General features: G+C 73.6%; 17 protein-coding genes. 1 reads left to right on the top strand and 16 read right to left on the bottom strand.

Annotation, left to right across the window (positions count from 1 at the left end):
* Positions 1-53: 53 nt before the first annotated feature.
* Positions 54-656, bottom strand: coding sequence for a signal peptidase II (gene lspA / locus BS72_RS02830; protein WP_037906104.1), 603 nt, complete (start codon positions 654-656; stop codon positions 54-56).
* A gap of 236 nt (positions 657-892) precedes the next feature.
* Entirely contained in the window at positions 893-1,759 is an 867-nt protein-coding gene (locus tag BS72_RS02835; protein ID WP_078900964.1) for a TraR/DksA family transcriptional regulator, read from the bottom strand.
* 592 nt (positions 1,760-2,351) lie between these two features.
* Here BS72_RS02835 and ileS point away from each other — a divergent pair.
* On the top strand, positions 2,352-5,579 hold the full coding sequence (gene ileS / locus BS72_RS02840; protein ID WP_037906107.1) for an isoleucine--tRNA ligase: 3,228 nt from the start codon (positions 2,352-2,354) through the stop codon (positions 5,577-5,579).
* Between the two features lie 285 nt (positions 5,580-5,864).
* Here the strand turns inward: ileS and BS72_RS02845 are convergent, their stop codons facing one another.
* The 14 genes from BS72_RS02845 to BS72_RS02910 all read right to left on the bottom strand — a co-directional run bounded on the left by BS72_RS02845 (position 5,865) and on the right by BS72_RS02910 (position 22,756).
* Positions 5,865-7,106, bottom strand: a complete 1,242-nt coding sequence (locus BS72_RS02845) for a DivIVA domain-containing protein (protein WP_037906110.1) — start codon at positions 7,104-7,106, stop codon at positions 5,865-5,867.
* A gap of 46 nt (positions 7,107-7,152) precedes the next feature.
* A complete protein-coding gene (locus tag BS72_RS02850) occupies positions 7,153-7,440 on the bottom strand; it encodes a YggT family protein (RefSeq protein ID WP_037906112.1) in 288 nt (95 codons plus the stop codon).
* A gap of 170 nt (positions 7,441-7,610) precedes the next feature.
* Complete coding sequence (locus BS72_RS02855; protein ID WP_037907370.1) at positions 7,611-8,234, bottom strand: cell division protein SepF; 624 nt, start codon at positions 8,232-8,234, stop codon at positions 7,611-7,613.
* A gap of 94 nt (positions 8,235-8,328) precedes the next feature.
* Complete coding sequence (locus BS72_RS02860; protein ID WP_051950580.1) at positions 8,329-9,087, bottom strand: YggS family pyridoxal phosphate-dependent enzyme; 759 nt, start codon at positions 9,085-9,087, stop codon at positions 8,329-8,331.
* Positions 9,084-9,887, bottom strand: coding sequence for a peptidoglycan editing factor PgeF (gene pgeF, locus BS72_RS02865; protein ID WP_078900965.1), 804 nt, complete (start codon positions 9,885-9,887; stop codon positions 9,084-9,086). The genes BS72_RS02860 and pgeF overlap by 4 nt, the downstream gene beginning before the upstream one ends.
* Positions 9,888-9,897: 10 nt before the next feature.
* Entirely contained in the window at positions 9,898-11,154 is a 1,257-nt protein-coding gene (ftsZ, locus tag BS72_RS02870; RefSeq protein WP_037906114.1) for a cell division protein FtsZ, read from the bottom strand.
* Between the two features lie 282 nt (positions 11,155-11,436).
* Positions 11,437-12,342, bottom strand: a complete 906-nt coding sequence (locus tag BS72_RS02875) for a cell division protein FtsQ/DivIB (protein WP_232792192.1) — start codon at positions 12,340-12,342, stop codon at positions 11,437-11,439.
* Between the two features lie 364 nt (positions 12,343-12,706).
* Positions 12,707-13,795, bottom strand: coding sequence for an undecaprenyldiphospho-muramoylpentapeptide beta-N-acetylglucosaminyltransferase (murG, locus tag BS72_RS02880; RefSeq protein WP_037906116.1), 1,089 nt, complete (start codon positions 13,793-13,795; stop codon positions 12,707-12,709).
* Between the two features lie 6 nt (positions 13,796-13,801).
* A complete protein-coding gene (gene ftsW, locus BS72_RS02885; RefSeq protein WP_037906118.1) occupies positions 13,802-15,268 on the bottom strand; it encodes a putative lipid II flippase FtsW in 1,467 nt (488 codons plus the stop codon).
* A gap of 88 nt (positions 15,269-15,356) precedes the next feature.
* Positions 15,357-16,847, bottom strand: coding sequence for a UDP-N-acetylmuramoyl-L-alanine--D-glutamate ligase (gene murD / locus BS72_RS02890; RefSeq protein ID WP_051950727.1), 1,491 nt, complete (start codon positions 16,845-16,847; stop codon positions 15,357-15,359).
* A complete protein-coding gene (gene mraY, locus BS72_RS02895) occupies positions 16,844-17,908 on the bottom strand; it encodes a phospho-N-acetylmuramoyl-pentapeptide-transferase (RefSeq protein WP_037906120.1) in 1,065 nt (354 codons plus the stop codon). The genes murD and mraY overlap by 4 nt, the downstream gene beginning before the upstream one ends.
* The gene (locus BS72_RS02900; RefSeq protein ID WP_037906122.1) at positions 17,905-19,317 is read right to left on the bottom strand and encodes a UDP-N-acetylmuramoyl-tripeptide--D-alanyl-D-alanine ligase; all 1,413 of its coding nucleotides are present in this window, start codon (positions 19,315-19,317) and stop codon (positions 17,905-17,907) included. The genes mraY and BS72_RS02900 overlap by 4 nt, the downstream gene beginning before the upstream one ends.
* The gene (locus tag BS72_RS02905; protein ID WP_037907382.1) at positions 19,314-20,954 is read right to left on the bottom strand and encodes a UDP-N-acetylmuramoyl-L-alanyl-D-glutamate--2,6-diaminopimelate ligase; all 1,641 of its coding nucleotides are present in this window, start codon (positions 20,952-20,954) and stop codon (positions 19,314-19,316) included. Before BS72_RS02905 ends, BS72_RS02900 begins: the two co-directional genes overlap by 4 nt.
* Before the next feature lie 8 nt (positions 20,955-20,962).
* Positions 20,963-22,756, bottom strand: coding sequence for a peptidoglycan D,D-transpeptidase FtsI family protein (locus BS72_RS02910; protein WP_322942082.1), 1,794 nt, complete (start codon positions 22,754-22,756; stop codon positions 20,963-20,965).
* Positions 22,757-22,949 lie beyond the last annotated feature (193 nt).

Consider the following 22,949-nt stretch of genomic DNA (forward strand, 5'->3'; position numbering starts at 1 on the left):
GTCCGAGTATGCCGGACGCCGCGCGCCCGCCGGACCGCGCACCTTCCGGGAGGTCAGTCGCGGTGGCGGCTGCCGTCCGGGTCGATGCCGAGGAAGGTGAGCAGGACGATCAGCACGCCGCCGCAGGTGATCGCGGAGTCCGCGAGGTTGAAGATGGCGAAGTGCTCGGGGTGGACGAAGTCGACCACGCGGCCCTGGAAGCTCCCGGGCGACCGGAGGACCCGGTCCGTGAGGTTTCCCACGGCCCCGCCCAGCAGCAGGCCCAGCGCGATGGCCCAGGGCAGGCTGTAGAGCCGCCGGGACAGCCGGGCGATGACGGCGACGACGCCGACGGCGATCAGGGTGAAGACGACGGTCATACCGGCGCCCATACCGAAGGCAGCACCGGGGTTCCGGGTCGCGTCCAGGCGCAGGTAGTGGCCGAGGATGTCGATCGGCTGGTGTCCTTCGAGGCTGTGCACGACCCACAGCTTGGACAGCACGTCCAGCACGTAGGCGAGGGCGGCGAAGCCTATGAGCACGGGGATGCGGCGGCTCCGGGGCGCGGCGGGCTCCGCCTCCGTACCGGCGGCGTGCTCGTCGGGGCGCCCCTCGGTGGACGCGCTCGCGTCCTCCGCCGGCTCCGGTGTGGTGATGGTGCGCTCCGCTTCCGTCACGTGAGTCCCTCAGCGCTGGTTCCTGGCCTTCCGACGAGGGTACGGCACGCCGCCCCGGGAGAGTCAGGCGAGATGCCCCACTCCCCGGCCGGCGGCCGACCGCGCGACCGCCGCCCGGGGGCGCGAGGACCCCGGCCCCCGAGCGGCACCGAGCGGCCCCGACGCGGCGCCGCGCCCGGGAGGGCGGACGGCTGCCGCCCCGGGAACGCGCACCCCGGCCGGCGGAACCCGGGCCGCTACCTGCGCTCCTGCTTCTGCTTGTCGTCGATGCACAGCGTCGCCCGGGGGAACGCCTGCATCCGCGCCTTCCCGATCGGCTTCCCGCACACCTCGCACAACCCGTACGTGCCCTCGTCCAGCCGGCGCAGCGCGTGGTCGGCCTGCTCCAGGGTCTCCCGGGTGTTCGCCGCGAGCGCGAGCTCCGACTCCCGGGTGATGTTCTTGCTGCCGGTGTCCGCCTCGTCCCCCGCGCCGTCCCCGGAGTCCCGCAGCAGGCCCGCGACGGCCGCCTCGGAGGAGGCGATCTCCACCCGCAGCCGCTCGACGTCCGTCAGCAGGATGGTGCGGGCCTCCTCGACCTCCTCGGCCGTCCAGGGGTCCTCCCCCGACAGCACCGCGAGCGTCTCCGGCTCCACGCCGTTCCTCGCCGCGGGCACGGCCGACGCCGGCTCCGGAGCGGCCGTGCCGGCCGCGGTCTTCTCAGCTCCCACTGTGCGGGCTCCCGTCTTCCTCGCAGCCGCGCGCTTCCCGGCCGGCTTCTCCGCGACGGCCGCTGCGGCCACCGCCCCTGCGGCCGGTGTCCCGGCCGTGCCCTGCTCCGTGTCCGTCCCGGCCTCCGAGCCCTCCGCGCCCTCCGCGCGCCCGGCGGGCGCGGCCTTCCCGGCGGCCGTCTTCTTCACGGCGGCCGTCTTCGCAACCGTCTTCACGGCCGTCTTCTTCCTCGCCGCCTTCGTCGCCTTCATCGCCTTCGTCGTCTTCGCCGTCCTCTCCCCCGTGCCCCCGGCGCCCACCGTCTTCCCCGTGCCCGCCGGACTCCCCGTCGTCGCGGCGGCAGGCGTCCGCTCCGCCGTGGCCTCGTCGGCGGCGGCTCTCCTCACGACCATGGCCGCGACCCCTTCACCTCGGCGATCCCGTACGCGGATCGTGCCGGAAACGGTAAAACGGACACCGATCCGCGGCAACCGGGGGTGCTGCCACGGCCGGCCCGTGCCCCCCTCGGCGGGCGACCGGCCTGCATCGGTTGTGCCCAGCCCGGCGTGAGGTATTCCGGACGGGGCCGCGCGCCATGCCCCCGGGTGCCGGTGACGCCGCCATACGGGTCAGCCCGGCGGCGCCCGGCGGCGCCCGGCGGCGGAAAACCCGGCCGCCGCCACCCGCCCCGCCCCGTACACTGGGCGCAGCGAAAGGCGTGGATGGGACGAGTAGCGCCGCACGCAGCCATGAGCGATCCGGGGACGGTGGAAGCCCGGGGGCGTGCGCGGTGTGAAGATCACCCCGGAGCCGTCGGAAGAACACCCGCGGGGAGGACCCGTCGGGCCAGTAGAACCGGCCTCGCAGCCCTAACGAGGGGGCGGTGGGCCCGCGCGGTCAGCGGGCCGTCCACCGCCAAGGAGGGTGGTACCGCGGGAGCGCTCGCTCTCGTCCCTCCGACGGAAGTACGCGAAAGCGCCGAACGTCCGCCGGAGGAAGACCCTGATGAGCCAGCCAGCCCAGCCCGACCAGCCCGCCCCGCCGCGGTACCGGTCCGTACCCGCGCAGGTGGACCTGCCCACCCTCGACCACGAGGTGCTGGACCTGTGGCGGGAGCGCGACACGTTCGGCCGCTCGGTGCGGCAGTCCGAGGGGCGCCCCGAGTGGGTCTTCTACGAGGGCCCGCCCACCGCCAACGGCATGCCCGGCGCCCACCACATCGAGGCCCGCGTCTTCAAGGACGTCTTCCCGCGCTTCAAGACCATGCAGGGCCACCACGTGACCCGCAAGGCCGGCTGGGACTGCCACGGCCTGCCCGTGGAGCTGGCCGTGGAGAAGGAGCTGGGCTTCACCGGCAAGCAGGACATCGAGCGGTACGGCATCGCCGAGTTCAACGCCCGCTGCCGCGCCTCCGTCACCCGGCACACCGACGCGTTCACCGAGCTGACCACCCGTATGGGCTACTGGGTGGACCTCGACAACGCCTACCGGACGATGGACCCGGAGTACGTCGAGTCGGTGTGGTGGTCGCTCAAGCAGATCTTCGACAAGGGCCTGCTGGTGCAGGACTACCGCGTCGCCCCCTGGTGCCCGCGCGACCAGACCGGCCTGTCCGACCACGAGCTGGCCCAGGGCTACGAGACGATCGTGGACCCGTCGGTCTACGTCCGCTTCCCGCTCACCTCCGGGCCGCTGGCCGGCGAGGCGTCGCTGCTGGTGTGGACGACCACGCCGTGGACGCTGGTGTCCAACACGGCGGTCGCCGCCCACCCGGACGTCACCTACGTGGTGGCCACCGACGGCCGGGAGAAGCTGGTGGTGGCCGAGCCGCTGCTGGCCAAGGCCCTCGGCGCCGCGAACGGTGGTGCCGCGAACGGTGGCGGCGAGGACGGGACGGACGGCGAGGAGGGCGGCGGCTGGCACGCCACCGGCCAGACCTTCACCGGCCGTGAGATGGAGCGCTGGACCTACAAGCGGCCCTTCGACCTGGTCGAGATCCCCGACGCCCACTACGTCGTCAACGCCGGGTACGTCACCACCGAGGACGGCACCGGGCTGGTCCACCAGTCCCCCGCCTTCGGCGAGGACGACCTGCTGACCTGCCGCGGCTACGGCCTGCCGGTGGTCAACCCGGTCCGCCCGGACGGCACCTTCGAGGAGGACCTGCCGCTGGTCGGCGGCGTCTTCTTCAAGAAGGCCGACGAGGCGCTGGTGGCCGAACTGGACGCGGCCGGGCTGCTGTTCCGGCACCTCCCGTACGAGCACAGCTACCCGCACTGCTGGCGCTGCCACACCGCGCTGATGTACTACGCCCAGCCGTCCTGGTACATCCGCACCACCGCCGTCAAGGACGAGCTGCTGCGGGAGAACGAGCGCACCACCTGGCACCCCGCGAGCGTCAAGCACGGCCGCTACGGCGACTGGCTGAACAACAACGTCGACTGGGCCCTGTCCCGGAAGCGCTACTGGGGCACCCCGCTGCCCATCTGGACCTGCGAGGAGGGCCACCTGACCTGCGTCGGCTCCCTCGCGGAGCTGTCGGAGCTGACGGGTGAGGACCAGTCGGGCCTGGACCCGCACCGCCCGTACGTGGACGACGTGGTGTTCCCCTGCCGCGAGTGCGGCGGCACGAAGACGCGCGTCCCCGAGGTGATCGACGGATGGTACGACTCCGGCTCGATGCCGTTCGCGCAGTGGGGCTACCCGTACCGCAACAAGGAGGTCTTCGAGCGGAGCTACCCGGCTCAGTTCATCTCCGAGGCCATCGACCAGACCCGCGGCTGGTTCTACACGCTGATGGCGGTCGGCACGCTCGTCTTCGACCGGTCCGCGTACGAGAACGTCGTCTGCCTCGGCCACATCCTCGCCGAGGACGGCCGGAAGATGTCCAAGCACCTGGGCAACATCCTTGAGCCGATCCCGCTGATGGACCAGCACGGGGCGGACGCGGTGCGGTGGTTCATGGCCGCCGGCGGCTCCCCGTGGGCGGCCCGCCGGGTGGGCCACGGCACCATCCAGGAGGTGGTGCGCAAGACGCTGCTCACCTACTGGAACACCGTCGCCTTCCAGGCCCTCTACGCGCGCACCTCCGACTGGGCCCCCTCGGCCGCCGACCCGGCGCCCGCCGACCGGCCGCTGCTGGACCGCTGGCTGCTCGGCGAACTGAACACGCTGGTGCGCGACACCACCGCGGCGCTGGAGTCCTACGACACCCAGCGCGCCGGCAAGCTGCTGTCGTCCTTCGTGGACGACCTGTCCAACTGGTACGTGCGGCGCTCCCGCCGGCGCTTCTGGCAGGGCGACGCGGCGGCGCTGCGCACCCTGCACGACGTGCTGGAGACCTTCACCCGGCTGATGGCGCCGCTGGTGCCGTTCATCACCGAGCGGGTGTGGCAGGACCTGGTGGTGCCGGTGGCGCCGGACGCCCCGGACTCGGTGCACCTGGCGCGGTGGCCGGTGGCCGACGAGGCGTGGATCGACCCGGCGCTGTCGGAGCGGATGCGGCTGGTGCGGCGGCTGGTGGAGCTGGGCCGGGCCACCCGCGCCGAGTCCGGGGTGAAGACCCGGCAGCCGCTGTCGCGGGCGCTGGTCGCCGCCGCGGGCTTCGAGGAGCTGTCGCCCGAGCTGCGGGCCCAGGTCGCCGAGGAGTTGAACGTCGCCGAGCTGGCCTCGCTCACGGAGGTGGGCGGTTCGCTGGTGGACACCACCGCGAAGGCCAACTTCCGGGCGCTGGGCAAGCGGTTCGGCAAGGGCGTGCAGGCGGTCGCCAAGGCGGTGGCCGCGGCGGACGCCGCCGTGCTCTCGGCGGAGCTGCGGGAGAAGGGCACCACGTCCGTCACCGTGGACGGGGAGCCGGTCGAGCTGGCGCCGGAGGAGGTCATCGTCACCGAGACCCCCCGCGAGGGCTGGTCGGTGGCCTCCGACGCGGGCGCGACCGTGGCCCTCGACCTGGAGATCACCCCGGAGCTGCGCCGGGCCGGTGCGGCCCGGGACGTGGTCCGGCTGGTCCAGGAGGCCCGCAAGAACTCCGGGTTCGACGTCAGCGACCGGATCGCCGTGCGGTGGAGCGCCACCGACCCGGAGCTGTCCGAGGCGGTCATCGTGCATGCCGCGCTGATCGCGGAGGAGGTGCTGGCGGTCGACCTCGCGGAGGGCGGCCCGGAGGACGGCTTCGGCCCGGCCTTCACCGACGAGGTGCTCGGCCTGACCTTCCACCTGCGCAGGACCGTCTGACCTGACGCACCCGGGGCGGGTGGCCGCCGGCTTCGGCGGCCACCCGCCCCGCGCTTCTCGCCGCCGCGCCGGTCCGGGAGCAGCGCGCGGGCGGGCTCGGCGCTCCACGGACCTCGGGCCCCGCCTCCCGCGCCCCGGGGTGAACCTCCGGTCAGCCCGCGGGCGTCAGGCGGCACAACGAGGCCGGCCCCCGGAACTCCGGGGGCCGGCCTCAGTCGTGCGGGCGGGTGGACGGCGCCGGATGGGGCCGCTTCCGCGTCCTGCCTGGTTGCCCAGGGCTGGTTCCTAGTTGTCGTCCTCGTCGATGAGGAAGCCGCGCATCGGCGTCGGCGCCTGCTGGAGCGGCTGGGGGCCGCCCTGCGGACGGACCGGAGCCATCGGCTGGGTCATCGCGGGGGACATCTGCTGCTGGCCGCCGAACGTCGGGCCGGGCGTGTGGCCGCTGCCCATCGAACCACCCTGGCCGGCCGGGCTGCCCGCGTAGGACGGTCCGGAGGAGCCGTGGCCCATCGCACCGGCGCCGGAGCCGATACCGGCCATGCCGCCCATGGCACCGCTCCCCATCGTCCCGGCGCCCATGGAGGGGCCGGAGGGCAGGGACGGCGTGGACGCGGAGGCCCGAGTCGGGGCGAGTGAGTCGCTCGCCTGGTTCTCCAGCTGGTCCAGCTGCGACCGCAGGTACGCCTGCAGCCGGGTGCGGTACTCCCGCTCGAAGCCGCGCAGGTCCTCGACCTTGCGCTCCAGCGTCGCGCGGGCGGACTCCAGGGAGCCCATCGCGACGCGGTGCTTCTCCTGGGCGTCCCGCTCCAGCGCGTCCGCCTTGGCGCGGGCGTCCCGCTCCAGACCCTCGGCGCGGCTGCGGGCCTCACCGACGATCTTGTTGGCCTCGGAACGGGCCTCGGCGATCGCCTGGTCGGCGGTCTGCTGAGCCAGCGACAGGACGCGCGCGGCACTGTCGCCGCCGGGACCCTGCTGCTGCATGGGGTGGTGGGGCTGCTGTTGCTGCTGCGGCTGCATCTGCTGCTGCATCGGGTGCTGCCCGCCCATACCCATGGGGCCGGGGCCGCCCTGCTGCATCGGGTGCTGCCCGCCCATACCCATGGGGCCGGGGCCGCCCTGCTGCATCGGGTGCTGACCCATCGGGCCGCCGGGGCCGCCCGGGCCGGGGCCGTGCTGCCCCTGAGCGCTCGGACCAGCCGGCAGCTGCGGAGCACCGCCAGGCAGCTGGGGCGGGCCCACCTGCTGCTGCGGCATCTGCTGCTGCACCGGCTGGGGACCCGATATGGCGGCGGGTACCGGACGGTCCTGCTGCTCGGGCTTGCGCATGTTCTGCTGCTGCTGGCTCTGTGCCGCGGCACGGGTCGCAGCGGCCAACTTGGCCCGCAGATCCTCGTTCTCGCGGTGCAGACGGGTCAGTTCCGCCTCCACCTCGTCGAGGAAGGCGTCGACCTCGTCCTCGTCGTAGCCCTCTCGGAGGCGGACGGTCGTGAACTGCTTGTTCCGAACGTCCTCGGGAGTCAGCGGCATCTCTTCACCTCAACGTGATCGTCGACATATCGGGAGCCCGCACCGTTCACATCAAACCCCCGACGACGGAGATCAGGATGTACACGATGATCATCAATACGAAGAAGGACAGGTCGAGCGCCACGCCCCCGAGACGTAGCGGCGGGATGAAACGCCGCAGAAGCTTAAGTGGCGGATCGGTGACAGTGTAGGTGCCCTCCAGGAGGACCACCATCGCCTTGCCAGGGTGCCACGAACGGGCGAACTGGAAGACGTAGTCCATCACCAATCGGAAAATCAGCACGAACAGGAACACGTACAGCACGATGTACAGCACCTGGAGTGCGATACCCATCGCGCTTCCCTCTCCCCTGTCCGCCCGCAGCCTGTCGGCCGGGTCCAACTGTCGTGCGGCTGCCCAGTGCCGGCGACGGCAACTGTGTCCGTTTTCGGTCTATTGCGATCTTTTACGGTCTGTTTCGTATGACTTGTTAAGCTTGGTCCAGCGTCGAACCAGCCATAAGGCTAGCTCTGGTTGAAGAACCCGCCCTCGGCAATCCGGGCCTTGTCCTCCGCCGTGACATCGACGTTAGCAGGCGAGAGCAGAAAGACCTTCTGTGTCACCCGCTCGATGCTTCCGTGCAGGCCGAACACCAGTCCGGCGGCGAAGTCCACCAGGCGCTTTGCGTCGGTGTCGTCCATCTCCGTCAGATTCATGATCACCGGCGTGCCCTCGCGGAAGTGTTCCCCGATGGTACGGGCCTCGTTGTAGGTCCGAGGGTGCAACGTGGTGATGCGGTACGGCTCCCGTTCTGACACGACCTTGGGCATGATCACCGCTGCGTTCTTCTCCGGAATCTGGCGTTCGGGTGTGATGGATGCCACTGGCGCGATCCGCGGTTCGCGGGGGGCCGGGGCATGGACGAGCCGGGGCGGCTCGTCCTGGGGCGGCTGGAGCCGCCCGGGCGGGACGTGCTGGGCGAGCGGCCGGCGGGGCTCCACCCGCTCGGGCTCCGGAACGGTCCGGCCAGGGGGCGGCGAGGCCAGCTCGGGCTCGAACTCGTCGTCGGGGTCGAACCCCGGGCCGTCGTATCCGTCGTCCTCCACGAGGCCGAGGTAGACCGCCATTTTGCGCATCGCGCCGGCCATGCTCTGCGTCCTCTCAGCGGGGTTGCGGTCCACGGCCGCCGCTCCTGGCGGCCGCCACACCATATTTATGCTGTGGTCCGACTTGTTGGTGACGTTACCGGAGCCGCGGACGGACTCCGAGTACCGCCGTTCCGACGCGTACATGTGTCGCTCCGGCGGCCACGGCGTCCTCAAGGTCCTGGCTCATCCCTGCCGATACCATGGTCGCAGCAGGATGTGTCTCGCGCAGGCGGGATGAGATTTCCGTCAACCGATCGAATGCCATTCGCGGTTGACCGGCATACCGCCCGGTCAGAGGGGCTACGGTCATCAGGCCGTCCATGCGCAGCCCGTCGGCGGCCGCGATGGCGTCGGCCAGCGCGCCGACCCTTTCGGGGGCGACGCCGCCGCGCTCTCCACGGCCCGCGGCTTCGGCGTCGAAGGCGACTTGGACGAGGCAGCCCAGCGTGCGGCCGGCCGCGGTCGCCGCCGCGGACAGCGCGGTGACCAGCCGGTCCCGGTCGACGGAGTGCACGTGGTCGGCGTAACGGACCACGTGGCGGGCCTTGTTCGTCTGCAACTGGCCCACGAAGTGCCAGCTGAGCGGGAGATCGGCGCACGCCTCTGCCTTGGCCGCGGCCTCCTGGTCGCGGTTCTCGGCGACCTGCCGCACGCCCAGGGCGGCCAGCGCGCGGACGTCCTCGGCCGGGTAGGTCTTGGTCACCACGACCAGGGTGACCTCCTCGCGGGGGCGGCCCGCCGCCGCGCAGGCGGCGGCGATCCGCTCCTCGACCCTGGCCAGGTTGGCCGCCAGCTCGGCGGCCCGCTCCGGGTCCGGCGCGGCGCCGGACGGGGCGTGGGAGGGCCCGGTCACGCGTCGCCTCCCTCGTCCGCGGGGCCGGCGGCGCCGGCTCCCGGCCCGCCGTCGGGCTCCGCGTCCGGCCGGGGGTCCAGCCACACGTAGCCGGCCAGCCGGCCGGTGGTCTGCTCACGGCGGTACGAGAAGTGGTCGTGCGACTCCAGCGTGCACACCGTCGGCGCCTCGGCCACCCGGACGCCGCAGCGCGCGAGTTGCGCCCGCACTCCGGCAGCCACGTCGACCGCCGGGGTGCCCTGCCGGGTCTCCGCGTACGCCTCGGGCACCACGGCGGCCACCTCGGCCCGCATGGCCTCGGGGACCTCGTAGCACTTGCCGCAGACGGAGGGGCCGATGACGGCGGTGGTCCGCGCCGGGTCCGCGCCGGCCGCCTCCATCGCGGCCACCGCCGCGGGCACCACGCCCGCGACCAGTCCGGGCCGTCCGGCGTGCGCGGCGGCGGCCACCCCGGCGACGGGGTCGGCCAGCAGCACCGGCACGCAGTCGGCGGTGAGCACGGCGAGGGTGACGTCCGGACGGCGGGTGACCAGCGCGTCGGCCTTCGGCACCGGGCGGTCGCCCCAGGGGCCGTCGACCGGGGCCACCTCGCGGCCGTGGACCTGGCGCATCCACACCACCCGGCCGGGGTCGCGGCCGAGTGCGCGGGCGGCGCGCTCGCGGTTGGCGAGCACGGCGGCGGGATCGTCGCCCACCGCACCGCCGAGGTTGAGACTGGCGTACGGAACGGCGCTCACCCCGCCCCACCGGTCGGTGAAGGCGAAGTGCGCGCCGTCCAGAGAAGTGCGGTGCCCTATCACTGCCGGGCGGTCACTTCAGGAAGTCGGGTACGTCGAGCTCTTCGACGGACTCCGGGTAGGGGCGGGCGGGGGGCACGATCGGCGGCGGGACCTGGGTGCCGCGGTTCTCGGCGGCCGGTTCGGGGTCGCGCTCGACAGGGGCGGCGGGCACGCTGCCGATGCCGCTGAACGACGGGGTGGGCCGGAGGTTGTCGGAGCCGATCCGCGGCGGGACGGGCGCCGTTCCGGTGCTGGAACCGCTGGTGCCGGAGGAGGGCGCGGACTCGTCGCGGGAGGTGTACGAGCCGATCACCTTGTCCCGGCTGCCCCGGGTCGGCGGCTGGCCGCCGTCGAACCCGGCGGCGATCACGGTGACCCGCACCTCGTCGCCGAGGGCGTCGTCGATCACCGCGCCGAAGATGATGTTGGCCTCCGGGTGGGCCGCCTCGCTGACCAGCTGGGCGGCTTCGTTGATCTCGAACAGGCCGAGGTCGGAGCCGCCGGAGATGGACAGCAGCACACCGCGGGCGCCGTCGATGGACGCCTCCAGGAGCGGCGAGGAGATGGCCATCTCGGCCGCCGCCACCGCGCGGTCGTCGCCGCGGGCCGAGCCGATGCCCATGAGCGCCGAACCGGCCTCGGACATCACCGACTTCACGTCGGCGAAGTCGAGGTTGATCAGGCCGGGGGTGGTGATGAGGTCGGTGATGCCCTGGACGCCGGAGAGCAGCACCTGGTCCGCGGAGCGGAAGGCGTCCAGCACGCTCACCTGGCGGTCGGAGATCGACAGCAGGCGGTCGTTGGGGATGACGATCAGGGTGTCGACGTTCTCCCGCAGGCCCGCGATGCCGTCCTCCGCCTGGTTGGCGCGGCGGCGGCCCTCGAAGGTGAACGGGCGGGTGACGACGCCGATGGTCAGAGCGCCCAGCGAGCGGGCGATGTTGGCCACCACGGGGGCGCCGCCGGTGCCGGTGCCACCTCCCTCGCCGGCGGTGACGAAGACCATGTCGGCGCCCTTGAGCACCTCTTCGATCTCCTCCCGGTGGTCCTCGGCCGCCTTGCGGCCGACTTCCGGGTTGGCGCCGGCGCCGAGGCCGCGGGTGAGTTCCCGTCCGACGTCGAGCTTGACGTCGGCGTCGCTCATCAGGAGGGCCTGTGCATCGGTGTTGATCGCGATGAACTCGACGCCCTTGAGCCCGACCTCGATCATCCGGTTGATGGCGTTGACGCCACCGCCGCCGATGCCGACGACCTTGATGACCGCAAGGTAGTTCTGGGGTGCTGCCACGTCGAAGCCCTCTCGCCTCGATTACGAATCGTGTGGGACGGTCGGTGGCTCGCCGGTGCCGTTCTGAACCCTAACCCTGAGGTTTAGGGTTACCAGTATGCCTGTCCCAAGTGTTTCTCTTGAGACGAGACACTAAGTCGACAAGCGGTGGCGGTTCAACGAACACGCCGAACCTCCCGTTTTTCTTTTCACCCTATGTGATCACGCCGTGCGTCGCCGCATCGGGGGCCGGTAGCCTTCGACACCCGTGCGGGGACTGGGCTGTCACCCTCCCGTAGAGCGTCAACTCGCGGACGCGGCAGGGGCGTCAGGGGCACTGACGTCGTAGTGGTCGGCGTCGGGCTGGGCCCGCATCAGCGCCGTCAGGACGACCGCTTTGCGCGTACTCCCGTCCCGACTCCCCCACACCACCGTGCGGCCGCCGGTGAGTTCGACGGTGATGCCGTCGTAGGAACGCACCAGGATCGCGGTGGCGTGGCCGCGCACACCGGCCGGCAGCGCGGCGGAGACCTCGATCGCCGCCTGGAGGAGGCGCTTGGTCCCGAACTGGCGGACGCTCGCGTCGAGCGGGTGGTCGAGCCGGATCACGGGGACACCCTTGGGGGTTTGGTCCACGGTGGCGAACCGGACACCGCCGCTGTCGACTTCGGTCCACCGCCGACCGTCGGGCAGCACGGCGGAAGGTGTCCGCTCGGTGACGTCGAGCCGGACGGTGTGCGGCCAGGAGCGGTCGACGCGGACCGCGCGGAGGCGGGGCAGCGCGGCCAGCAGCCGGCGGCGGACGGCGCCGGTGTCGACGGACACGAGGGCTCCGCCGAGCGGGACATGAGCCGCTCTGATGATCTGATCATCCGACACGACCTGGTTGCCGTGAACGGTGACGCGGTCGGCACGCAGCAGCGGCGAGCCCCACACCAGCCAGCTGCCGCCGCCGACGAGGACGGCCGCGGCGAGCAGCAGCACGAGCAGGACGCGGCGGCGGTGCGCGAGGGTGCGCGGCTCACCGCCCTCGGCGGTGCCGGGCGGGCCGTCGCCCTGCGGGGCGCCGGCCGGGCGCGGCACCGCGTCCCGGGCGGGGGCGGTGCTGTTGCGGCCGGCGGGGGTGAACCCCCGGGCACTCGGAGCGGGTTCCGCCGCGGGACGGCGTAGGCCGCGCCGGCGCACGGGGGTTCCGTCGGATGCGGTCACCTCGGGCCTCCCGCTTCGGTTCTGTGACGGCGGGGTCCATCCTGCCCTGCGGACGCGCCTGCCGCGCGGCACCCCGCCGTTGGACCCGCCCGATGATGTCTCCGGCGCCCCCTGGGGGCCGCGGACCGGCACCCCTCCCCCGACACCCCGGCTCCCCGGCGGCCGGTCCGCCGGGCCGCCGGAGGGGAGCCGCGACGGAGCCGGCCGGAGGGTAGGACGGCCGCCGGGCCGGACCGGGCCCGCCCCGGCGGATGCAGCGGAGCGGGCCCGGTCCGGGCGGACTTCACGGGTCGCCCTCCGGCGTCGGGCCAGGGGCCCGCTCAGGCTCGTGCCCCTCCCGGCAGGGTGAGCCCCGGTCGCGGCCCTAGCGCCGGGAGGCCACCGCGTCGTAGACCATGCGCATCAGCAGCTCGTCGGCGTCCCGGCGGCCGAACTCCGCGGCGGAGCGGGCCATGTCGTACAGCCGGTGCGGGTCGGTGAGCACCGGCAGCACGTTGGACAGCACCCAGTCCGTCGTCAGCTCCGCGTCGTCGACGAGGAGTCCGCCGCCCGCCTTGACCACCGGCTGCGCGTTGAGGCGCTGTTCGCCGTTGCCGATGGGCAGCGGCACGTACGCGGCCGGCAGCCCGACGGCGGTGAGCTCGGCGACGGTCATCGCGCCGGCCCGGCACAGCATCATGTCGGCGGCGGCGTAGGCGAGGTCCATCCGGTCCAGGTAGGGCACCGGCCGGTAGGGCGGCATCCCGGGCATGTTGTCGGACCGGGGCAGTTCGTTCTTCGGGCCGACCGCGTGCAGGATCTGCACGCCGGACTGCTGGAGCCGCGGGGCGACCGCGGTGACGACCTCGTTGAGCCGCCGCGCGCCCTGGGAGCCGCCGGAGACCAGCAGCGTGGGCAGGTTCTGGTCCAGGCCGAAGGCGTGCCGGGCCTCGGGCCGGGCGGCGGCCCGGTCCAGCGTGGCGATGGTGCGGCGCAGCGGGATGCCGATGTACCGCGCGTCGCGCAGCTTGCTGTCGGGCGTGGAGACGGCCACGGTGTGCGCGTAGCGGGAGCCGATCTTGTTGGCCAGCCCGGGGCGGGCGTTGGCCTCGTGGACGACGATCGGCACGCCCAGCCGCTTGGCGGCCAGGTAGCCGGGCAGCGCCACGTAGCCGCCGAAGCCGATCAGGCAGTCCGCCTTGGTGCGCTCCAGCACCTGCTCGGCGGCCTTGATGGTGCCGCGCAGCCGCCCCGGGACGGTGATGAGTTCGGGGGTGGGCCGCCGGGGCAGCGGGACGGCCGGGATCAGGGCCAGCTCGTAGCCCCGCTCCGGCACCAGCCGGGTCTCCAGCCCCCGCTCGGTGCCGAGTGCGGTGACCCCCACGGTCGGGTCCTGCCTGCGCAGGGCATCGGCGAGCGCGAGCGCCGGCTCGATGTGGCCGGCGGTCCCTCCACCGGCGAGTACGACATGCACCGAAATTCACCGCTCTCCGGACGGCCGCCGCCTGGCGTACCGTCGCATCGTCCTTCTCACTGCCCCGGTCAGGGGGGTGTGCCCGCGGGCGGCCAACGCGGCCCGGGCGGCCGGCTCGCTCCTGGCGAAGCAGATCAGCAGCCCGATCGCGTACATGGTCGGCAGGAGGGCCGAACCCCCGTAGGAGAACAGCGGGAGCGGGACTCCGGCGATCGGCAGCAGGCCGAGCACCGCACCGATGTTGATCACGGCCTGGACCGTGACCCAGGTGGTCACACCTCCCGCTGCGAACCTGACGAAGGGGTCCTCCGTGCGTCCGGCAACGCGGATACCCGCGTAGCCTAGTGCCGCGAAGAGGGCCAGGACGGACAGCGTGCCCGCGAGGCCCAGTTCCTCCCCGGTCACGGCGAAGATGAAGTCGGTGTGCGGTTCGGGCAGTTCGCCCCATTTCTCCACACTCGCCCCGAGGCCGGTGCCGAACCAGCCGCCGGAGGCCAGCGCGTAGATGCCGTGCACCGCCTGCCAGCACTGGTCGTGCGCGCCGGGCGAGGTCGCCGCGATGCAGTGCAGCCGGCCCATCCGGTTGGGGCTGGTGGCGACGAAGAGCGCGGCCAGTACCCCGGCCGCGCCCAGCACCGCGGCGAACAGCCGGGTCGGGGCGCCGGCCAGCCACAGCATGCCGAAGAGCACCGCGGTGAGCACCATGCTCGTGCCCATGTCGCCGCCGAGCATGATCAGGCCGAGCAGCAGCACCGCGACCGGCACCAGCGGCACCAGCAGGTGCTTCCACTGGGTGAGCAGCTTCCTGGCGTTCTTGCGGGCCAGCAGGTCGGCACCCCACAGCGCCAGGGCGAGCTTGCCGAACTCGCTGGGCTGGAGCTGGAAGGGCCCCCCGACGGAGATCCAGTTGGTGTTGCCGTTGACCGTCTGCCCTATCCCCGGCACCTGCACCAGGACCATCAGGAACACCGCGCCGAGCAGCAGCGGGTAGGCCAGCGCCCGGTGCAGCCGCACCGGCATCCGGGCCGCCGCGAGGAGCAGCACCCCGCCGATCGCCACGGCCAGCAGCTGCTTGCGGAAGTAGAACGTGGACGGCAGCCCGTAGCGCAGCGCCTGGATCATCGAGGCGGAGTAGACCATCACCAGGCCGAGCACGGTGATGAGCAGGCTGGCGCCGAGGATGACGTAGTAGGCGGTCAGCGGGCGGTCCCAGGCGTCGCGCAGCTGCCACGGCAGCCGGGCCGCGGCGCGCCGGGCGCTGCCGCGGCCGGCCGGCGCGGCGGGCCGGGTGCCCGGCGCCCGCGCCCCGGCCGGCGCCGGGGGCGCGGCCGGGGGCCGGCGTCGGCGACGGGCTGGCGGCGGCCGGCCGCGGCGGCGCCCGCCGGGCGGGCGCGGTGCGCGGGGTCGGGCCGCGGCCGGCGCCGGCCGCGGGGGCGCGGCGCCGCGGCGGGCGGTCGCCGGCGCGGTCCTCACCGCCGGGGGCGGTGGAGCGGTCTGGCGGCATGCGTCCCCTCCTCGGTGCGCGGGCGCGGGCGCCGCCGCCCGGGGCGGGGCCGCCGGGTCAGCGGTCGCCGCCGGCCGGGCCGGCCGCCTCGCGCCCCCCGCCTGCCGGGGCGGTGCGGGCCAGGACGGCCTCGGCGAACCGGTCGCCGCGCTCGTTGTAGTTGCTGAACATGTCCATCGACGCGCAGGCCGGGGCGAGGAGCACCGTGTCTCCCGGGCGGGCCAGGTCGCCGGCCGCGGCGACGGCGGCGGACATCGCCCCAGTGTCGGTCCGGTCGAGCTCCACCACCGGGACCTGCGGGGCGTGTCGCGCCAGCGCTTCGCGGATCAGCGCCCGGTCGGCGCCGAAGAGTACGGCGGCGCGCAGCCGGGGCGCCGCCCTGGCGGCCAGCTCGTCGAACTCGGCGCCCTTGGCGAGACCGCCGGCCAGCCACACCACGGACTCGTAGGCGAGCAGCGACGCCTCGGCGGCGTGGGTGTTGGTGGCCTTGGAGTCGTCGATCCAGGTGACGCCGTCCGCGGTGGCCACCTCGGCGATGCGGTGGGCGTCCGGGCGGAAGGCGCGCAGGCCCTCGCGGACCGCCTCGGGCGGCACCCCGTAGGCGCGGGCGAGCGCGGCGGCGGCCAGCGCGTTGGCGATGTTGTGCGGGGCCGCCGGGCGCACGTCGGATGCCTCGGCCAGCTCCTGGGCCGTGCCGTAGCGGTCCTCGACGAAGGCGCGGTCGACGAGGATGCCGTCCACGACGCCGAGTTGGGAGGGCGCGGGGGCGCCGAGGGTGAAGCCGACGGCGCGGCAGCCCTCCTCGACGTCGGCCTCGCGGACCAGCCGCTCCGTCCACGGGTCGGCGGTGTTGTAGACGCAGGCGACGGTGTTGCCGTTGTAGGCGCGGCCCTTGTCCGCCGCGTACGCCTCCATCGAGCCGTGCCAGTCGAGGTGGTCGGGCGCGAGGTTCAGGACGGCCGCGGAGTGCGGGCGCAGGGACGGCGCCCAGTGCAGCTGGTAGCTGGAGAGTTCGACGGCGAGGACGTCGTACTCCTGCTCGCCGAGGACGACGTCCAGCAGCGAGACGCCGATGTTGCCGACGGCGGCGGTGCGCAGGCCGGCCGCGGTGAGGATGGCGGCGAGCATGCGGGTGGTGGTGGTCTTGCCGTTGGTGCCGGTGACCGCGAGCCAGGGCGCGGCGCCGGGGCCGCGCAGCCGCCAGGCGAGTTCGACGTCGCCCCACACCTCGGCGCCGGCCGCGGCCGCGGCCTGGAAGAGGGGGGCGGTCGGCTTCCAGCCGGGGGTGGTGACGACCAGCGTGGTGCCCTCGGGGAGGGTGTCGGCGTCGCCGAGCCGGACGGTGGCGCCGAGCGCCTCCAGTTCGGCCGCTTCGGTCTGCTGGCGCTCGCCGGCCGGGCCGTTGACGACGGTGACGACGGCGCCGAGGTCCAGCAGGGCCTTGGCTGCGGGGACCCCGGAGACGCCCAGGCCGGCGACGGTGACGACGGCGCCCTTGAGGTCCGGGAGGCCGGGAGGTACGGAGGGCCCGGTTGCGGGATCGGTCATGAGGCGGCCACCCACGCGGCGTAGAAGATGCCCAGGCCCACGGCCATGCACATGCCCTGGATGATCCAGAACCGGACCACGATCAGGACCTCGCTCCACCCCTTGAGTTCGAAGTGGTGCTGGAGCGGTGCCATCCGGAAGACGCGTTTGCCGGTGAGCCGGAAGGAGCCGACCTGGATGATCACCGAGAGGGTGATGAGGACGAACAGGCCGCCGAGGACGGCCATCAGCAGCTCGGTGCGGGAGCAGATCGCCAGACCCGCCAGGGCGCCGCCGAGGGCGAGGGAGCCGGTGTCGCCCATGAAGATCTTCGCCGGCGAGGTGTTCCACCACAGGAAGCCGAAACAGGCTCCCATGAGGGCCGCGGCCACCACGGCCAGGTCGAGTGGGTCGCGTACCTCGTAACAGGCGCCGTTGGCGCTGACCGGGGCCCCGCACCACTGGCCGTACTGCCACACGCCGATGACGGTGTAGGCGGCGAAGACCATGACGGAGGCGCCGGTGGCCAGGCCGTCGAGGCCGTCGGTGAGGTTCACGCCGTTGGACATGGCCAGGATCATGAACAGCGCCCACACCACGAAGATCACCGGGCCGATGGACCAGCCGAAGTCGGAGGTGAAGGAGAGCTTGGTGGAGGCGGGGGTCTGGTTGCGCGAGTCGTGGAAGTTCAGCGCCAGCACCGCGAAGGCGATGCCGACGATGAGCTGCCCGGCCATCTTGGCCTTGGCCCGCAGGCCCAGGCTGCGCTGCTTGACGATCTTGATGTAGTCGTCGAGGAACCCCACCAGGCCCATGCCCACGGTGAGGAAGAGCACCAACACCCCGGACATGGTGGGCTTCTGGCCGGTGATCAGCTTGGTGGCCGCGTAGGCGATCACGGTGGCGAGGATGAAGGCGATACCGCCCATCGTCGGCGTGCCGCGCTTGCTGTGGTGGGCCTTCGGGCCGTCGTCCCGGATCATCTGCCCGTACCCGCGGGCGGCCAGCAGCCGGATCAGCAGCGGCGTGCCGAGCAGCGAGAGGAACAGGCCGATGACGCCGGAGATGAGGATCTGCTTCATCGAGCGGCACCCTCGATCAGCGCCTGCGCCACGGCCTCCAGGCCCACCGACCTCGATGCCTTCACCAGCACGATGTCTCCCGGCCGCACCTGTGTGCGCAGCAGGTCGACCGCCGCATCCGCGTCGGACACGTGCACCGACTCCTCACCCCACGAACCCTCGTTATAGGCGCCCATTTGCAGCCAGGCGGCTTCGGTGCCGCCCACGGCCACGAGCTTGCTGACGTTGAGCCGGACGGCAAGCCGCCCCACCGCGTCGTGCTCGGCCAGCGACCGCTCGCCGAGTTCGGCCATCGCGCCCAGCACCGCCCACGTACGGCCCCCCCGAGCCTGGACGGAGCGGCCCATGGCTGCGAGTGTGCGCAGGGCTGCCCTCATGGATTCGGGGTTCGCGTTGTAGGCGTCGTTGACGACCGTCACGCCGTCGGGCCGCTCGGTGACCTCCATCCGCCAGTGCGACAGGACGTCCGCTTCGGAGAGCCCGATGGCGATCTCCGAGGTGGACATGCCTAGTTCGCACGCGACAGCGGCCGCGGCGAGCGCGTTCGACACGTGGTGCTCACCGTACAGGCGCAGGGCCACGTCGGCGCACCCGGAGGGTGTGCGCAGGGTGAAGACCGGCTGTCCGCGGTCGTTCAGCGTCACGTTCTGCGCGGAGACGTCCGCTTCGGGCGTCTCGCCGAAGGTCACCACCTTTGCCTTGGTGCGGGTGCTCATGGCCCGCACCAGCGGGTCGTCGGCGTTGAGCACGGCGACGCCGCCCTCCGCCTCGGACGGCAGCGCCTCGACCAGCTCGCCCTTGGCCTGGGCGATCTGCTCCCGGCCGCCGAACTCGCCGATGTGGGCGCTGCCGACGTTGAGCACCAGGCCGATCCGGGGCGGGGTCAGCCCGGTCAGGTAGCGGATGTGGCCGATGCCGCGGGCGCCCATCTCCAGCACCAGGTGCCGGGTGTCGGCGTCGGCGCTCAGCGCGGTCAGCGGGAGCCCGATCTCGTTGTTGAGCGAGCCGGGCGTCCACACGGTCGGGCCGGTGCGCCGCAGCAGCTGGGCGAGCAGGTCCTTGGTGCTGGTCTTGCCCGCGGAGCCGGTGAGGGCCACCACGGTGGCGTCCAGCCGCTCGATGACGTGGGAGGCGAGCCGGCCCAGGGCGGCCTGGACGTCGTCGACGACGATCGCGGGCACGCCGACGGGCCGGGTGGCGAGGACCGCGACGGCACCGTCGGCGACGGCGCCGGCGGCGAAGTCGTGCCCGTCCACCCGGGCCCCGGCGATGCAGACGAAGAGCGTGCCGGGCCGCACCTCGCGGGAGTCCCTGACCACCGGCCCGGTCACCTGTACCGCGCTGTCCGGTATGTCGTGCGTACTCCCGCCGACCGCTGCGGCGACCTCGGCGAGGGTGAGGGGGATCACGGTTGCTTCTGGTCCTTCTCGATAGCGGCGCGCAGCACCTCGCGGTCGTCGAAGGGGCGTACCTCTCCGGCGATGTCCTGGCCCTGCTCGTGGCCCTTGCCGGCCACCAGGACGATGTCCCCGGGCCCGGCCAGGGCGACCGCCGCGGCCACCGCCGCGGCCCGGTCCGGTTCGACGATGACCCGGCCGCGCTGCTCCGCGGGCACCGACGCGGCGCCCGCCAGCATGGCGGTGAGGATCGCCAGCGGGTCCTCGGAGCGCGGGTTGTCGGAGGTGAGGACGGCGGTGTCGGCGAGCCGGGCCAGGGCGGCGCCCATGGGGCCGCGCTTGGTGGCGTCCCGGTCGCCGCCGCAGCCCAGCACGGCGTGCACCCGGCCGCGGGTGGTGGAGCGCAGGGCGCGCAGCACCGACTCGACGGCGTCCGTCTTGTGGGCGTAGTCGACCACCGCCAGGTAGGGCTGGCCGGCGTCGACCCGCTCCAGCCGCCCGGGGACGCCGGGGACCGCGGCGACGCCGTCGGCGGCGGCCTGCGGGTCGATCCCGGCGGTGGCCAGGGCGGCGACGGCGGCCAGCGTGTTGGCCACGTTGAACGGGCCGGGCAGCGGCGCGGTGGCCCGCACCCGCTCGCCCTTGGGGCCGGCGGCGGTGAAGCGGCTGTCCATCAGCCCGGCCTGGACGTCCTCGGCCCGCCAGTCGGCCTCGGCGCGGCCCTCGGCGGAGTAGGTGACGATCGGCACGGTGGCCTCGGCGGCGAGCCGGCGGCCGTAGGCGTCGTCGATGTTGACCACGCCGAGCCGGCTGCGGCGCGGGGTGAACAGCTGCGCCTTGGCCTGGAAGTAGTCCTCCATGCCGGCGTGGAACTCCATGTGCTCCGGGCTGAGGTTGGTGAAGACGGCGACGTCGAAGACGGTTCCGTCGACCCGGCCGAGCACCAGGGCGTGGCTGGAGACCTCCATGACGGCCGCCTCGACGCCGCGCTCGGCCATCACCGCGAAGAGCGCCTGGAGGTCGGTGGCCTCGGGGGTGGTGCGCTCGCTCTTGGCCCGCTCCAGGCCGACGCGGGTCTCCACGGTGCCGATCAGGCCGGTGTGCCCGGCGCCGCGGTCGGCCCGCAGCCCGCCCTCCACGAGGTAGGAGGTGGTGGTCTTGCCGGAGGTCCCGGTGACGCCGACCCGCAGCAGTCCGTCGCCGGGCCGGTCGTACACGGCGGCCGCCAGTTCGCCCAGCACCGCCCGCGGGTCGGCGGCGGTCAGGACGGGCAGCCCGGTGGCCGCGGCCCGGTCGGTGCCGGCCGGGTCGGTGAGGACCGCGACGGCGCCTGCCCGCGCCGCCTGCGCGGCGAAGTCCGCGCCGTGCACCCGGGCGCCGGGCAGCGCCGCGTACAGGTCGCCGGGCCGCACTGCCCGGGAGTCGTGGGTGATGCCGGTTACCGCCGGTGCGCCGGGTGGCGGCGCGGCCGCCCCCAGCCGCTCCGCCAGTTCGGCGAGGGGTTTGGGGGTGACATGCGCCGGCCGGGGGGCGCCCGAGGGCTTGAGGGTGGGGTGATCAGCGTTGAGCACGGCCGTGAGGTTACCGGGCGGGCCCGGGTCCGGGCCAAAACGGGCCGGGCCGGGTCGGCGGGGGTCGGAGGCTGCCATCGGGGCGCTCACCCGTTCTTCCGGCCGCTGGCGGGGGCCGGCGGACCGGCGTCGAAGGTGACCGGCAGGTTGGCCGCGGGCTTGCCGGTGGGGGGCACGCCGAGCGCCTTGAGGCCGAACTCCATGACCTGTTTGAAGACCGGCCCGCAGATGTCGCCGCCGAAGTAGCTGCCGCGGGTCGGGTTCTGGATGACGCAGGAGACGGTCAGCCGCGGCTTGTCGGCGGGCGCGAAGCCGAAGAAGGACGAGGTGTAGCCCTTGTACCGGCCGGTGTCCGGGTCCACCCGGTTGGCCGTACCGGTCTTGCCGGCCACCTGGTAGCCGGGGATGCGGGCGTTGAGGCCGGTGCCCTGCTCGTCGCCGACGACGGACTCCAGCATGTCCGCCAGGGTGGTGGCGGTCTTCGTGCTGACCACCCGGGTGCGCTTGGGCGGGTCGGCGGGCACGTACCGCCCGTCGGGGCCGGTGGTGCCGCGCACGATGCTGGGCTCCACCCGCACCCCGCCGTTGGCGATGGTGGAGTACACCGACGTGGCCTGGAGGGCGTTGACGGACAGGCCCTGGCCGAAAGGGATGGTGTACTGCTGGGAGGCGTTCCAGTCCTGCGGCTTGGCGAGGATGCCGGGGGTCTCGCCGGGGAAGCCCACGCCGGTGGGCTGGCCGATGCCGAACTTGCGCAGGTAGCTGTAGAGCACCTGGTTGGCCTGCGGCTGGGTGCGGCCGAGCTGGCCGCTGGCCTCGATGGTGCCGATGTTGCTGGACTTGGCGAGCACCCCGTTGAGGGTGAGGTCCCAGGTGCCGTGGTCGACGTCGTCGTGGAAGATCCGGTCGGCCCGGGGCAGGGTGCCGGGCACGACGACGCGGGTGGTGGGGGTGGCCGTGCCGGTGTCGATGATGGCGGCCATGGACATCAGCTTGCTGACGCTGCCGGGCTCGTACGCGTCCTGGACGGCGGCGTTGCCGAGGTCGGCGGCCTCGGCGTGGCTGAGGTCGTTGGGGTCGTAGCCGGGCGCGTCGGCCATGGCCAGCACCTGGCCGGTCTGCGGGTCCTGGACGATGACGTACCCGCGGTCGGCCTCCGACTTCCGCACCTGCTGGGTGATGGCGTTCTGGGCGGCCCACTGGATGTCGCGGTCCAGGGTGAGCCGCACGTCGGTGCCGGGGACGGCGGGCTGCTCCTCGGAGCCGGCGGTGGGCACCTGCCAGCCGTTGGACTGGGCGTAGCGGATCTTGCCGTTCCTGCCGGTCAGCTCCTTGTCGAGCATGGACTCCACGCCGCCGGCGCCCTGGCCCTGGCTGTTGACGAAGCCGATCACCCCGGCGGCCAGGTCGCCGTCGGGGTAGACCCGCTTGGAGTGCGGGACGCTGTAGACGCCGGCCAGCACGTCGGCGCCCTGGCCGGCCGCGGCCTTGGCGGCGAAGGAGGACTTCAGGTCCTGGATCTGCTTCCAGGCCTGCGGGGACTGCTGGTGGGCGATGAGCTGGTAGCGGGAGCGGGGCGTGGCGAGCTGGCGGGCGATGGTGGCGGCGTCGCCGCCCACGATCGGCGCCAGGAGCTGCGCGGCCTGCTGGGGCGCGTCGCGGACCTTGGTCTGGGCGGCGGTGAACAGGTACGGGTCGGCCGTGATGTCGTAGGCGTCGACGGTGGTGGCCAGGTCGGCGCCGTCGCGGTCGGTGATGGTGCCGCGGTCGGCGGTGACCTCCTGGGTGACCCAGCGGTTGACGGCGGCCTTGGCCGCGTACGCGGAGGCGTCGACGGCCTGCACCTGGAGCAGCCGCACCACGAACACGGCGAACACCACGGTGAGGACCGCGCCGACCAGGCGCAGCCGGGGCCGGGGGCGCCGAGCCGCACGGTCCGGGTGCCGCGACCGGGGCGGCGCGGCCGGGGCCGCGGCGGGCGGCGGGCGGGCGCGCCTGCTGGGGGCGCGCGGGACACGGGGGACGCGGGGGACGCGGCCGGGTTCGGGCCGGCGGGGGCGGGCCGGCTGCCGT

It is taken from the genome of Actinacidiphila yeochonensis CN732 (assembly GCF_000745345.1).
GTDB lineage: Bacteria > Actinomycetota > Actinomycetes > Streptomycetales > Streptomycetaceae > Actinacidiphila > Actinacidiphila yeochonensis.

Excerpts from the sequence above, each read along its gene's own strand:
- murD (WP_051950727.1), bottom strand. The coding sequence starts at position 16,847 with ATGACCGATCCCGCAACCGGGCCCTCCGTACCTCCCGGCCTCCCGGAC.
- BS72_RS02855 (WP_037907370.1), bottom strand. The coding sequence starts at position 8,234 with ATGGCCGGCGCGATGCGCAAAATGGCGGTCTACCTCGGCCTCGTGGAG.
- BS72_RS02835 (WP_078900964.1), bottom strand. The coding sequence starts at position 1,759 with ATGGTCGTGAGGAGAGCCGCCGCCGACGAGGCCACGGCGGAGCGGACG.
- BS72_RS02845 (WP_037906110.1), bottom strand. The coding sequence starts at position 7,106 with ATGCCGCTGACTCCCGAGGACGTTCGGAACAAGCAGTTCACGACCGTC.
- mraY (WP_037906120.1), bottom strand. The coding sequence starts at position 17,908 with ATGAAGCAGATCCTCATCTCCGGCGTCATCGGCCTGTTCCTCTCGCTG.
- ileS (WP_037906107.1), top strand. The coding sequence starts at position 2,352 with ATGAGCCAGCCAGCCCAGCCCGACCAGCCCGCCCCGCCGCGGTACCGG.
- BS72_RS02905 (WP_037907382.1), bottom strand. The coding sequence starts at position 20,954 with ATGGCAGCCTCCGACCCCCGCCGACCCGGCCCGGCCCGTTTTGGCCCG.
- BS72_RS02850 (WP_037906112.1), bottom strand. The coding sequence starts at position 7,440 with ATGGGTATCGCACTCCAGGTGCTGTACATCGTGCTGTACGTGTTCCTG.